General features: G+C 46.4%; 9 protein-coding genes. 3 read left to right on the top strand and 6 right to left on the bottom strand.

Annotated elements, in window-relative coordinates; all coding sequences use genetic code 11:
- The first annotated feature begins 214 nt into the window (after window positions 1-214).
- A complete protein-coding gene (gene ftsP / locus EKN56_RS15420; protein WP_130593732.1) occupies window positions 215-1,627 on the top strand; it encodes a cell division protein FtsP in 1,413 nt (470 codons plus the stop codon).
- A 216-nt stretch (window positions 1,628-1,843) separates the two neighbouring features.
- On the opposite strand, the gene EKN56_RS15415 is transcribed toward ftsP, so the two are convergent.
- From EKN56_RS15415 to EKN56_RS15395, 5 genes are all read right to left on the bottom strand, one after another.
- Window positions 1,844-2,971 carry an ABC transporter permease gene (locus EKN56_RS15415; RefSeq protein ID WP_407656491.1) on the bottom strand — a complete coding sequence of 376 codons (1,128 nt, stop codon included), beginning with the start codon at window positions 2,969-2,971 and terminating at the stop codon, window positions 1,844-1,846.
- A 3-nt stretch (window positions 2,972-2,974) separates the two neighbouring features.
- Window positions 2,975-4,147 carry an ABC transporter permease gene (locus tag EKN56_RS15410; protein WP_130592603.1) on the bottom strand — a complete coding sequence of 391 codons (1,173 nt, stop codon included), beginning with the start codon at window positions 4,145-4,147 and terminating at the stop codon, window positions 2,975-2,977.
- Window positions 4,122-5,876 carry an ATP-binding cassette domain-containing protein gene (locus EKN56_RS15405; RefSeq protein WP_130592602.1) on the bottom strand — a complete coding sequence of 585 codons (1,755 nt, stop codon included), beginning with the start codon at window positions 5,874-5,876 and terminating at the stop codon, window positions 4,122-4,124. Before EKN56_RS15405 ends, EKN56_RS15410 begins: the two co-directional genes overlap by 26 nt.
- Window positions 5,877-5,885: 9 nt before the next feature.
- Window positions 5,886-6,872 carry a secretion protein HlyD gene (gene hlyD / locus EKN56_RS15400; RefSeq protein WP_130592601.1) on the bottom strand — a complete coding sequence of 329 codons (987 nt, stop codon included), beginning with the start codon at window positions 6,870-6,872 and terminating at the stop codon, window positions 5,886-5,888.
- 212 nt (window positions 6,873-7,084) lie between these two features.
- Window positions 7,085-7,516 carry a DoxX family protein gene (locus EKN56_RS15395; protein WP_130592600.1) on the bottom strand — a complete coding sequence of 144 codons (432 nt, stop codon included), beginning with the start codon at window positions 7,514-7,516 and terminating at the stop codon, window positions 7,085-7,087.
- 524 nt (window positions 7,517-8,040) lie between these two features.
- Between EKN56_RS15395 and EKN56_RS15390 the strand changes: the two genes are divergently transcribed.
- Window positions 8,041-8,733 carry a helix-turn-helix transcriptional regulator gene (locus EKN56_RS15390; protein WP_130592599.1) on the top strand — a complete coding sequence of 231 codons (693 nt, stop codon included), beginning with the start codon at window positions 8,041-8,043 and terminating at the stop codon, window positions 8,731-8,733.
- Between the two features lie 395 nt (window positions 8,734-9,128).
- On the opposite strand, the gene EKN56_RS15385 is transcribed toward EKN56_RS15390, so the two are convergent.
- Window positions 9,129-10,337 carry an ROK family transcriptional regulator gene (locus EKN56_RS15385; protein ID WP_130592598.1) on the bottom strand — a complete coding sequence of 403 codons (1,209 nt, stop codon included), beginning with the start codon at window positions 10,335-10,337 and terminating at the stop codon, window positions 9,129-9,131.
- A 116-nt stretch (window positions 10,338-10,453) separates the two neighbouring features.
- On the opposite strand from EKN56_RS15385, the gene EKN56_RS15380 reads away from it, so the two are divergent.
- Window positions 10,454-13,783, top strand: a complete 3,330-nt coding sequence (locus EKN56_RS15380) for a DUF5107 domain-containing protein (protein ID WP_130592597.1) — start codon at window positions 10,454-10,456, stop codon at window positions 13,781-13,783.
- The last annotated feature ends 10 nt before the right edge of the window (window positions 13,784-13,793 follow it).

Below are 13,793 nucleotides of genomic sequence, written 5' to 3'. Positions count from 1 at the left end.
TTGGTGATTTCTAAGGTAGTGATTGCAATGTGTGTACTGGGGGATTATCTCCGGTGCATGTTTGTGATCCTGCCATTTTTGTTTTGTATAACGTGATACCAACACATTGGCGTAATAATTTTTGCGCTGACAATATAAAGCGGATCGGGATTGATCCCTTTAGCTGATATACACGAAGGTTGTTTGAATGGTTGCTAAGATTAACAACAAAATGATACCGATTAGCCGCCGCCGCTTGTTGCAGGCGACGGGTGCTGCACTGGGTGCGAGTATGGTTTCTCCGGCGTTTGCCGCAGCACCTCAGGCAGCGTTGCCAGTTCCGCCATTGCTGGAGACCCGTAAAGGCCAGCCGCTTTATCTCTCACTTCAACGTACTCACTGGGAATTCATCTCCGGATCACGGGTTAGCATCTTGGGTTTTAATGGCCGCTATTTGGGACCGACAGTAAGGGTTCGCAATGGTGATGACGTTAAAATGGTGTACAGCAATCGCTTAAGCGATCCGGTCGCCGTAACGGTGAGCGGGCTTCAGGTTCCCGGTACGTTAATGGGAAATGCGGCACGGATGATGTCACCGGGCGTGGACTGGTCGCCGATCATTCCTGTTCGCCAACAGGCAGCAACCTGCTGGTATCATGCCATTACGCCAAACAAGATTGCTTCTGATATCTATAATGGTCTGGCTGGCATGTGGATCATTGAAGATGATATTACGCGTGGCTTAACCATTCCTAATCAATACGGGGTAAATGATTTTCCCGTTATCCTGCAGGATAAGCACTTTAGCTCTTTTGGTCAGCCGGAATATTCCATCAGCGGTACCAATGAGTCTGGCTTTTTGGGGGATACCTTATTAACCAATGGCGTTAGTGGCCCTTATGTTGAGGTGGGTCGCGGTTGGGTTAGATTACGTTTATTGAACGCCTCTAATTCCCGACGTTATACCCTGACGTTAAGCGATAACCGGCCGTTCAATCTGATTGCAAATGATACTGGCCTGTTGACGGCTCCGGTTGAGGTTCTTCAATTGAATTTAGCTCCGGGCGAGCGCCGGGAAGTATTGATTGATATGTCAAAAGGCGAAGAGGTCTCTATTTCTGCCGGGCTTTCCGCTGGTGTCGTTGACAGATTACGTAGCTTCTTTGAACCATCAAGTATTCTGAATTCATCTCTGGTGTTAACCATTAAACCGACAGGATTGATGGCGTTAGTAACAGATAAACTTCCAACCAGTCTGAAACCGGTGGATGTATTAGACGGCAGTATTGCCCGCTCCCGTGAATTTGTGTTGGGTAGTGATATTCCGGGCATCAATGGTGCTATCTGGGATCCATTACGCATTGATACCAACGTGAAGTTAGGTACCTGGGAACGTTGGATTGTCAGCGCAGCTAAGCCTCAGGCATTCCATATTCAGGGGGCTTCGTTTTTTGTCAGCTCGGTTAACGGTGCAAACCCATCGCTGGAAGACAGCGGTTGGAAAGATACCGTTTGGGTTGAAGGAAAAGTCGAATTGCTGGTGAAGTTTAACCAACCATCGTCGCCGCATTTCCCGTTTATGTACTATAGCCAGAATCTGGAGCTTGCTGACCGCGGCAATATCGGGCAGTTGTTGGTTGAAGAATAGGTTTGAACCAGGATTTTTCTTTTTAGACTTCTGATAGAGCTAATCGGAGGGAGAGACGGGCGTGGGGGTCGACTTGGCGTAAGCCAACGAAGTGCCCGTAGCCCGGCTAGGCCCGACGTGCTCCTTAGTTAAGTAAGATTGTTTTCCGACCGCTCTCGATATTGATTAGACCACATTGCTATTACGGTCGGAATACTCATTGAAACTGAGATAAACTTAACTAATCTTCCTCCTGAACATCCAATAAGCAATACTCCCGGTGGTAACAGTAATCACCAAGAGCGGCCATAAACTTCCCCAGATAATTGAGAAATCGGCGTCTTTCAGATAAATCTGTTTGGTGATATCGGTGAAGTGGCGGATTGGATTAATCCAGGTGAGATTTTGTAGCCATACCGGCATATTCTCTACCGGCGAAACATAACCGGACAGCAGAATTGCTGGCATCATAAAGACAAACACGCCAATAAATGCCTGCTGTTGTGTCGCGCACAGCGAAGAGATCAGCAGGCCAAACCCTACCAGTGACAGCGTGTAAATCAGCATAGTGCTGTAAAACAGCATCAGCGATCCGGCAAAAGGGATCTGATAGAAAAAGATCCCGATAACCAGCACGATAGAAGCCTGAAACATCGCCACAATCATTGCCGGAACGGCCTTACCGATAAATATTTGCCAGGTGGTCAGTGGGGACACTAACAGCTGTTCCAGCGTTCCCTGTTCCCGTTCGCGGGCTACGGAAAGTGAGGTCACAATCAACACACCAATGGTAACAATCATGGCGATGAGTGATGGCACTACAAACCATTTATAATCCAGATTTGGGTTATACCAGTTGCGAACAACCAGCTGGCTATTGTTCAGTTTAGGCTGTGCCGCGCTCAGTTCTAACTGGTATTGCTTAACAATTTGCTGAATATAGTTGGCGGCAATTTGTGCGCTGTTAGAGCGACGGCCATCAAGGATAATTTGCAGCGGTGTACTTTGACCTGCTTCAATTCGGCGGGAAAAATCTGCCGGAAAGCGCACCAGTAACAGTGCTTTTTGCTGATTAATAGTCGGTTCTATTTCTTGCGAGCTGTGCAGCAAAATGACATTACTGAAGGCCTTGGCTTTGGCAATCCGCTGGGTTAATTCAATAGAAGCCTTGCCGCTATCCTCACTGTAGATAGCAATACTGGCATTGGTCACTTCTAACGTCGCGGCAAATGGAAACAGAATAACCTGCATTAATACCGGCAATACCAGAATAGCTCTGGTTTGCGGATCGCGTAGCAGTGACTGTAGCTCTTTGGCTATCAGTGACAGCATGCGGTGAAGTATGGTTAGGGTATCTCTGGTCATAAATTAATCCAGCCGCCTTCTGGTTTTCAGCGCCGTTAGCCCAATAAAGAAAACCGCTGATGCAATCAGAAACAGCAGATTAATAAACAGGATAGGACCAATATTTCCGGCCAGAAACAGAGTTTGTAAGGTACTGACAAAATAGCGGGCGGGAATAATGTAAGTTACCGCGCGTACTACCTCAGGCATGCTGTCGATTTCAAATATAAAGCCGGATAGCATCACCGCTGGCAGGAATGCCGCGTTCAGCGCCACCATAGCGGCGTTAAACTGGTTGCGGGTTAAGGTGGATATCAAGAGTCCCATACCCAGCGTGCTGGCAAGGAACAGACTGCTCATGCCAAACAGAATCGGTAGCGAGCCCCGATAGGGAACATCCATAACCAGTACCGCTACCACTACACAGAGCGCCATGGCGATCATACCGAGAAAGTAATAAGGAATTAGCTTGGATAGCAGCAACTCCCCTCGGGTCACTTGAGTTGAAAGCAGTGCCTCCATGGTACCGCGTTCCCATTCGCGAGCGATCACTAATGAAGTAAGAATGGCGCCGATGACCGTCATGATAATAGTGATAGCACCGGGAATAATGAAATTGCGGCTGATGGCCGAAGGGTTAAACCAGTAGCGTAACTGAACATCGATTAACCCCTGAGGTGTTTCTCCCTGATCGATGGCCTGATTTCGCTGCCAGATTTGCCAGATACCCTCAGCATATCCCTGAGCGAAGTTGGCGGTATTGGGTTCACTGCCATCGGTGATCACCTGAATGGGAGTGGTGTCTTCTGGTCGTAACAGATGCTGCGAAAAGTCAGAAGGAATCACCACTAAGCCACGAATTTCACCGGCTTGCAGTTTATGGATTAATTCGCGGCGATCGGTACTGATGGTGGGAGCGATATAGGCGGAACCAATAAAGGCATCCACCAGATGGCGCGCTTCCGGAGTTTGTTGCTCCATTAAAATACCGATCTTTAATTTGCTGGAGTCCAGGTTGATACCATACCCAAAAATAAACAGCAGCATCAGCGGGATCACAAAGGCGATCAGTCCACTACTGGGGTCCCGCAGGATTTGGTAGGTCTCTTTACGACACAGAGCGAACAGGCGACGCAGAGAGAAGATGGTATTCGGTTTTTTGACGGGAGAATTACTCACTTTCAACCTCCTTGTCATAACCTAATACTAAATCAATAAACGCCTGCTCCATGGTGGGGTTAGGGTTGTCTGCAGTAGCAACCTGCTGTTTAAGATCGTCAGGTGAGCCGGCGGCAATGATTTTTCCACGATAGACCAGACCGATACGATCGCAATATTCAGCTTCGTCCATAAAGTGGGTGGTCACCATTACCGTAACCCCTTTTTCCACCATGCCATTAATGTGCAGCCAAAACTCCCTGCGGGTAACAGGATCGACTCCGGAAGTGGGTTCGTCGAGAAACAGAATATCCGGCTCATGCATCAGGGCGCAGGAAAGGGCCAGCCGCTGTTTAAACCCCAGAGGTAAAGCATTCGGCTCTTGTTTAAGGATTGGGGCGAAGCTAAAGGCCTTGGTCATATCGGCGATTTTATTTTTCTGCTTATCTCCATACAGGCCATAGGCGCCGGAAAAGAATTTCAGATTTTGCTCTACGGTCAGGTTGCCATACAGCGAGAATTTCTGTGCCATATATCCCAGGCGTTGGCGTGCTTTACCTGAGCTGGTTTTCAGGTCCATATTCAATACCAGCGCTTGTCCACTGCTGGGTACTAACAGGCCACACATCATCTTAAAGGTGGTGGACTTACCTGCACCATTAGGACCTAGCAGGCCAAAGATTTCTCCCCGTTTTACTTGAAAACTAACGTTATCCGTTGCGGCAAAACTGCCAAATTTTTTAGTCAGAGAGATAGCTTCGATCACTACCTCCTGAGGATTACCCGCAACGCTTGGCATAATTTGCCCCAGTGCTGATTCACTGGCAGGGTTTCCCCCTAATAAGTCAATAAAGGCATCTTCAAATCGGGGTTCAGCTTCTTCTACCCGGGCTTCTGGTTGACCAAGCCATTCTGGTAGTTTGCTGTGATCCTCCCCTTCACGCAGAATCAGGCGAACAGATTTTCCCTGAATTACCCCATCGCTAACCTGCGGTAGGGCCAGCGCTTTTTGCAACATTTTACGGTTAGTTCCCTGAGTGGCAGCAATCAAGACGCTTCGACCAGCCATTCGTTGGGTTAGCTCCTGAGGTGGGCCGTTAAAAATCAGCTCTCCCTCATTCATTAACAGTACCTGACGGCATTGTTCGGCTTCATCCAGATAGGAAGTACTCCACAGGATCAACATGCCTTCATTCGCCAGTTCGTGCACCATTTTCCACAATTCACGACGAGATATAGGGTCAACACCCACACCGGGTTCATCCAGCAGCAGCACTTTGGGCTGACCGATCAGCGTACAGGCCAAACCCAGTTTTTGTTTCATACCGCCGGAGAGTTTACCCGCCAGCCGGTCGGTAAAACGGGAGAGGTCGGTGAACGTCAGCAGCTTTTCAAATACGGCTTTACGCTCTTCGCCAATAACGCCGCGCAGTTCTGCATATAGATTCAGGTTTTCTATAACTGACAGATCTTCATACAGACCAAATTTTTGCGGCATATAACCTAAAACCGCATGCAGTTCACCATCATCTTTAATGGGGTCGAGACCCACAACCCGAATGGTACCGGAATCCGGCTTAAGCAAACCGGCCAGCATGCGGATTAAGGTGGTTTTACCGGCACCATCAGGTCCAACTAATCCCATCACTGCACCGCTGGCAATTTGTGTTGTCAGGCTGGCGACCGCAGGTTTAGCTAACCCGTTAAAGCTTTTCTCAACGTTATCCAGAACGATATGGTGGATATTTGCTGAGTCAGTATCACTCATGTTGCAGCCTTAACGAGCAGGAAAAGTGATAGTGACCGGCATACCCTGACGTAAATTATCATCCGGATCGGAAACAATAATACGCAGGCGATATACCAGATCGGTTCGAAGTTCAGGGGTTTCGACACTTTTCGGTGTAAATTCTGCATTGGGAGAAACAAAACCAATGGTGCCGTGATAAGGCTTATCAGGCCGTGCATCGGTATAGATTTCAAGTTCAGTACCGGGAACCGCTTTGGCCAGATTGACTTCACTCACATAAGCCCTTATCCATACCGGATTGGTTAATGACAGGCTAAATACCGTATTACTGGCGCTCAGCATACTACCGGGTTCGAGGGCGCGGGTAAGAATGGTTCCTTCAGAAGGAGATAATAAGGTGGTATCTGACAAATTCAGTTCAGCCTGAGCTAAAGCTGCTTCGGCCTGAGACAGGTTAGCTTTAGCTTCAGCAATCTCTTGCGGGCGACTGCCGGTTTCAAACTGCGCCAGCTTATCTTTAGCTGATTGTAAAGTGGCTTTGGCCTGATCCCTTGCATTGCGGGCATCATCAAGGGTATTTGCAGAAACCGATCGGCTTTTCCACAGGCCTAACTGGCGTTGATAGAAGTTTTCAGCATATTGGTAAGCGGCCTGGCTTTGCTCCACTGCAGCTTTGACCTGGGCAATCTCTTCTGTGCGATAGCCTTCCTGTACCAGTGCCAGACGGGCTCTCAGTGATTCGACATTTGCTCTGGCTTGCTGTAGCGCATTGATATAGGGTGCATCGTCCAGTCGACCAAGGATCTGCCCTGATTTTACGCGATCGCCTTCATCAACGGTTAATGAGGCCAGACGTCCACCAACGCGGAAATTTAGATTTACCGTTCTGATATCAACATTGCCATAGAGGGATAACGTAGAATTTCGACTGTTGTTATAGCTATTCCACGAATAAAAGGCGGCAATGGCGCAGAGGATGACAACAATAATCAGAAGGAGTTTTTTCTTGGACATAAGATGCTGGTTCCGTCTCGATTTTGGTTCGATTAACCATAGCGTAATGTCATTAACGTTAGCATAAACAAGGAATGGTTATGAATGTATATTTGAGCGAAAACTTTATCTAAATGAGCGAATAAGCTAAATAGCACTGAAAAGGAGATAAACAATAGGGGGATGTAGCCCGAATAAAGCGTGAGATATCCGGGCCATAAATATTGCAGAAATTAACGGTAGTCAGGACCCACAACAGAATAGCGGCCGCTGCCCAGCATCATGGTGACAATAGCACCAAAGAAATAGAGCGCTTCGGTTTCCAAACCCCATGCACCGACTTTTGTCAGGGTATACATTTTGGCAATACCTACCATTAAAGTCGCGACTAACAGCGTGAAAGCCACAATTAATGCAGCGGGACGAGTGAAGATGCCAAGAATAATCAGGATAGGGGCAACAATTTCACCAATAAAAACGCCGTAAGCAATAAAATAAGGTAATCCCTGACCGACTAACATGTCACCAATCCAGCCAACCCCATGTTCTATTTTAGCGACGCCGTGAAATATCATAAGTACTGAAAATACGACCCTTAAAAGAAGCTTTCCACCGTCCTGATGGTCTGTCAGGCGAGTGAATGACTGATTCAGTTTTGCAAGCATGGTTTTCGTCCTGTTTTACTATCATTAATAATGTATATATTGGGCTATTGGCTAATTTATAGACTTATATCTCGATATATTGCCCGAGAATGGATGAAAGCCCCCCCGCTGGGATGAAGTATAGTTGAATTGTTGTGGTTATCCAGATGTAGATAGATTTATTTTGTTTGGAAAAATAAGCGTTGTAATACCCTGAATGCATTGCAACATAAAAATTTATTTCTTGCATAACAGTTGGTTTTTCAGATCGAGTTTCTATGATTATTTTAGTGATTATTCCATTTTTCATCCTGCAAGAGAGGATAAACCCAAAATAATTTACCAAAATATCCGGAAGTTTATTCCAGGGGGAGCTCTATATGTGGTTATTGAATATACATGGTAGAGGGGGTTTATATTTATTTAGCAGAGTGAAATATTGGTAATTATGACAGTATATCTTATTACAAGATGGGGCTATGCTATGTAGATACGGTGTTATCGATAAATATATTCGGCGTCAGAATTAGAGGTAGAAATAGATTATGGGGCCTTTTAAAAATGATAAAAGTATTAAGCTACTTTTAGAAAAACAGTTACAGTCATATGGTATTAGTCACTATTGCTATTTTCTTCTTCCTAAGTATGCTCAAACTTCACCCATCATCCTTTCGAACTATCCGGAAGAGTGGTTATCATGTTATATCGCCGCGGAACTTTATCTTTTTGATCCGGTTGTAGTGTATGCAAAACAGACAATACTTCCTTTTGCATGGAGCGACATTCTGGCCCCGGGTAAAAGTACGGCGAGTAGCAGTATGGATACTTTTGTCTCACGCTATAATATTTTTGATGGTTTTACCTTTACGCTTCGTGATGCTAATAATCGTCTGGCTTTACTAAGCTTTTGCAATATAAACAGGGAGGATAATTTCCAAGATAATATTCAGAAGAATCTGGCAGATATACAACTTTTACTAATTAAAACTCATGATAAAGTTAATAAAATAATTAATGAAAACCAACTTATTGAGAGTGAAGGTTCAATATTATCATCAAGGGAATTAGAGATACTGCAATGGGTTAGTATGGGAAAAACCTATATTGAGTCAGCTATAATTTTAGGTATTCGTGAAAGAACGATTAAATTTCATATGAAGAATATCGTAAATAAGTTAAATGTCTCAAATGCCAGGCATGCAATAAAGAAAGCGATTGAGTTGAATTTACTTAATTAGATTGTCTGTAGTTGAGCAGATGGTTGTTTTTAAAATTAAAAAAACTGTTCAAAAGATGAGCATCTTAACAAGTAATTTTGGTATAGGAAATAAGTTGCGAGAAAGCTAACTCTTATCACCATGATTTTAAATCATATATTCAACGTGTGTGTACAAGGCCCGGATTTTCAGTCTGAAGAAAGAGTAGGTAAAGTAATTACACCTCATTGATTTATATAATTATTCTTATATTTCCATCTAACATTTTTTGTTTTTCATTACCGTTTTATCATCCTGAAAGTAGTGAATAAAAACTCAGAAAGATATTGTTCTGCGAATTTATTGGTTTTAAGGCCAGAACGTTGAGCTCGAAAAACTACATCTTTCTACTAAACAGACAAATATTTCTTCAGGTTCTAATTATTCATCTCTTTGAGCGCCTGCTCAACATATAAGTAAGCAATTCCCATTACCTGTTGTTGACGGGAAAGATGACCAAAACTGATATTTGTGGCATTGATAAGCACCGTATCCGTTTGATCAAATGGATTGAAACCCGTTTGTTCCTGAATCAGCTGTAACCACTCTTTACCGAATCCACAGCTTCGCCCGTAAAGATATATTTGATTGATATTTAATATATTTAAAAAATTATACAGGCTAAGGCCAATAGATCGAGCGGCTTTATTTACCATACTCCGCAGTTCCTCATCTCCCTGATGGTAATGAGTAATTAGCCATTCGGTAGTCGGGGTTGCTGACAGGCTTTGCTCCTGAGTTGGTCGGGCATGAACTTTACGCATTTTACGCGCCATTTTCTTTAGTGCAGAAAGAGAGGCGATCGTCTCCAGACAGCCATACCGACCGCAATCGCACTGGCTGCCGTCAGGATCGATAATAGTATGCCCTATCTGTCCACTACCATAGAGACTTCCCCGATATATTTGATGGTTAATTACGAATGATGAACCAATGCCATAATCCACATTAATGACGCAGAAATCCTGAAAATTATGATGGTTTTGCCACTTCTCCGCCAGTGCCAGCATAATGCAGTCATTATCGATCAGTAACTCGGTGTTCAGGCGTTCTTCCAGCAAATATTTGATCTCGATAGGATCGTTCCATGGTGCCTGAGGCATATTCTGCGAGACACCGGTAACCGGATTAACCTGACCATGAATAGACAGCGCCAGCCGCAACGGTTGGGGACGATTACGCTGATAATACTCCTGATACAGACGTTCAATTTCTGTTAACAGTGCTTCTGGTGTTGTGGCCTTGATGCTGGTGGATTTCAGGGCGGATTGAGGCGTAATCCAACCGTCGACTAAAACGCTCTCAATCATATAGGGAGTGACGTTGAGGCACAGGATAAAACCCGGCTCGGGGGTAATACGATAACTGCCACCGCTATTTCCGCGGGCATGAAGACTCTCTTGCTGGTGAGATACTTTATTTTCCTGTTCCAACTCTGACAGGATTTTACTAACGGCAGGTATCGAGAGCTGCGATCGCTTTGCCAGCGTAGATTTACTGGCAATCTTTTCCCGATAGAGAATTTCCAACAGAACGCTTTTGTTGTGATGTCGTATGCGCTGATTGTTGAGTCCGTAAGCGGGCATATCACTTAACTCCGTTAACTATAATGCGTGATCATTGTGCATAACTTGTGCATTTTTGTCTATTAGACTGGCCCCAACTTATTTTTCAGTGTTACTGGTTAAATTTGAGGGGCGTTATGAGTCAGGTAAAAGTTTGGCAGGAGATGGTAGATATTCCGACTTATGAAGCGGGAGCTCAGGATATTCATCCTATGTTTCTGGAGCATCGAGTCTATCAGGGATCGTCCGGTGCGGTTTATCCCTACGGCGTAACGGATGTGCTTAGTGATGAAAAGGTGATGAAGTCCTATCGGGCTTTGTGGCTGGAAAATGACTACCTGAAAGTGATGTTACTCCCTGAGTTAGGCGGGAGAGTACATAAAGCCTGGGATAAAGTTAAACAGCGGGATTTTGTCTACCACAATGATGTGATTAAACCGGCACTGGTTGGGCTGTTAGGACCATGGATCTCTGGCGGGATTGAGTTCAACTGGCCCCAGCACCATCGTCCAACCACCTTTATGCCGGTAGATTACTTTATACAGGAGCAGGAGGACGGCTCAAAAACTGTCTGGATGGGAGAGATGGAACCCATGCGCGGCCTGCAGGTCATGACCGGCTTCACCCTTCATCCTAATCGTGCTCTACTGGAAATCGTATCAAAAGTTTATAACGGTAACCCGACACCGCGTCATTTCTTATGGTGGGCCAATCCGGCGGTGAAAGGCGGCGATGGTCATCAGAGTGTATTCCCTCCGGATGTGACTGCCGTATTTGACCATGGTAAACGTGCCGTTTCCTCTTTCCCTATTGCTACTGGTACCTACTATAAAGTGGATTACTCTGCTGGCGTTGATATCTCTCGCTATAAGAATGTCCCGGTACCAACCTCTTATATGGCTGAAAAGTCAGATTATGATTTTGTCGGTGCTTATTGTCATGATGAAGGTGGCGGCTTGCTGCATGTGGCAGATCATCACTATTCGCCGGGCAAAAAGCAGTGGTCCTGGGGGTATAGCGAGTTTGGTCAGGCTTGGGATCGTAACCTGACGGATGAGAACGGCCCCTATATCGAGCTGATGACCGGCGTATTTACTGATAATCAGCCCGATTTTACCTGGCTGGATGCCTGGGAAGAGAAGCAGTTTGTACAGAATTTCCTGCCTTACAACTCGCTGGGGACTATCCAGAATGCATCTTGTGATGCCCTGTTAAAGCTGGAGCGCGAGAAAGAGCAAATCGTCTGGGGGGTATATGCCGTAGCGCCTCTGGTCAATTATCGTTTGGTCATAACCAGTGATAAGCATTCGTCACCGCTATTAGATACTGCAATTACCCTGCAACCGGGAGAAGTACAGCGGGATGTATTACCAACAAACTCTGATGGTCGCTTAACCATTACGCTGTTTGATGCGCAGTCTAAAGCCATATTGAGCTATACCGAGCATCAGCCGCAGGAAACACCGCTACCTGAAGTCGCTAAAGCGCCATTACCTGCAGTGGAAATAACCAGCACGGATGAAACCTGGTTTATCGGCCAACATCTGGAGCAATATAACCACGCCAGCCGTTCACCTTTTGACTATTACCTGCGTGGTGTTGAACTGGATCCATTGGATTACCGCAACAATCTGGCGCTGGCTACGCTGGAATATAATCGGGCTAACGACTCACAGGCGATTGAGTATGCATCTCAGGCGTTAAAACGTGCCCATAAACTGAATAAGAATCCGGCATGCGGGCTGGCCAGTCTGGTCAGAGCCAATGCTTATGAGCGTCAGGGAAAACTTGAGTCAGCCAGAGAGGATTACTATCGCGCCACATGGAGTGGCAACGGTAAATCTGGTGGTTATCTGGGACTTGCTCGTCTGGCAACCCGTGATGTGGACTATCAGCAGGCGCTCTCTTTCTGCCATCAGAGTCTATTAAGCAATGCTGCTAACCAAACGGTCATTTGTCTGAAAGGTCTGGTGTTGCAACTGGCCGGGCAGCGACAGGAGAGCCAACAATGGCTGACTCGCTGGTGTGCGGAATATCCGTTAAATCCAACCTTACATTATCTGCTCTGGCGGCAATATGGCGATGACGCGCATCTGGAACAATGGCGTCAGGTATCCGGTGGTCGCGGCATTAACTCATTGTTGACGGCAGGGCTAATGCTGTCTTGCGGTCAGCCTGAGCTGGCTCAGGAAGTACTATCACTGCTTAACAGTCAGGAAACACTACCACTTTATTTCCGTGCCAGCATGCTGCCGGTTGCTGAACGCGTATCGCTGTTGGCGGATGCCCGTGCAGCTTTCCCTGCTTATGTGCGCTTCCCGAATACATTAGACGAAGTGGACATGCTGGAAAGCCTGACCGAATGCTACTTTGCCCGCCATCTTCTGGCCTGTTTCCACTACAGCAAACGCAACTATCAGCGAGCCGTTGAGCTGTGGCGTGAATGTACGGCTATGCAGCCTGATTTTGCTGATGCATGGCGTGGTTTAGGTATCTATGCGTGGAATAAACAGCGGGATGGAAAGCGGGCGGAAGAGTATCTGGAGCGGGCATTTAGCCTTGCACCACAAGATGCCCGACTGCTGTTTGAACGGGATCTGTTGGACAAGCTACGGGCGATGGATCCGCAAATGCGACTCAATCGGTTAGAACAGCATTTTACCGTTGCGTTACAACGGGACGATCTGACAGCAGAAATGTTGGGCTTGTATAACCAGCTTGGAAAATATTCACAGGCGGCGAAGATCCTCCAACAGCGTAAGTTCCATCCATGGGAAGGCGGAGAAGGTAAAGTCACCGGACAGTATATTTCTAATCTGCTACTGAACGCTTTCCAACATCTGGTACAGCAACAACCCGCTCAGGCCGTTGAGCTGCTGCAACAGGCGCTGCACTATCCAGAAAATCTCAGTGAAGGGCGACTCTCAGGACAAACGGATAACGATATCTGGTTCTGGATGGGGGTTGGTGCTCAACAACAGGGACAAAGCGCATTAGCCCGGAACTGCTTTATCAAGGCCAGCGCTGGCGACAGGGTGATTAATGTTCATCGTTACTACAACGATCAGCCGGTTGATTATCTGTTCTATCAGGGTGTTGCACTGCACTGCCTTGGCGATAATCAGGGTGCTTCAACCATGTTCAGCAGTATGGCGGACTGGGCTGATGAGATGGCGAAGCAAACCGTTGGTCGTGACTTCTTTGCGGTTTCACAACCGGACCTGCTGGCTCTGGATAGTGACCTACAGCAACAGCATCAGGAAAACTGTTTGTTTATTCGGGCGCTGGCCTATCTGGGACAGTCAGACCTACCGGCCTTTGAACAACAAATAGAACGTCTGCTGTCGTTAAATCCTGCTCATAGCCGCGCCCACCAATTCAGCGTGCTGTCCGGGATGCTGGCGGAGTTTGCCGGTTGTGTACCACAGGCGACGCATCCTGAGGAAAGCCAGCTAATCAGAACGTAACTCCGGCAAT

The sequence above is a fragment of the Limnobaculum zhutongyuii genome (genome assembly GCF_004295645.1).
Taxonomy (GTDB): Bacteria; Pseudomonadota; Gammaproteobacteria; order Enterobacterales; family Enterobacteriaceae; genus Limnobaculum; species Limnobaculum zhutongyuii.
This window is presented reverse-complemented; position numbering and strand designations above follow the sequence as displayed.

Coding starts and splice junctions, on each gene's coding strand:
- EKN56_RS15415 (WP_407656491.1), bottom strand. CDS start 2,971: ATGACCAGAGATACCCTAACCATACTTCACCGCATGCTGTCACTGATA.
- EKN56_RS15390 (WP_130592599.1), top strand. CDS start 8,041: ATGGGGCCTTTTAAAAATGATAAAAGTATTAAGCTACTTTTAGAAAAA.
- EKN56_RS15395 (WP_130592600.1), bottom strand. CDS start 7,516: ATGCTTGCAAAACTGAATCAGTCATTCACTCGCCTGACAGACCATCAG.
- EKN56_RS15410 (WP_130592603.1), bottom strand. CDS start 4,147: ATGACAAGGAGGTTGAAAGTGAGTAATTCTCCCGTCAAAAAACCGAAT.
- EKN56_RS15405 (WP_130592602.1), bottom strand. CDS start 5,876: ATGAGTGATACTGACTCAGCAAATATCCACCATATCGTTCTGGATAAC.
- EKN56_RS15380 (WP_130592597.1), top strand. CDS start 10,454: ATGAGTCAGGTAAAAGTTTGGCAGGAGATGGTAGATATTCCGACTTAT.
- hlyD (WP_130592601.1), bottom strand. CDS start 6,872: ATGTCCAAGAAAAAACTCCTTCTGATTATTGTTGTCATCCTCTGCGCC.
- EKN56_RS15385 (WP_130592598.1), bottom strand. CDS start 10,337: ATGCCCGCTTACGGACTCAACAATCAGCGCATACGACATCACAACAAA.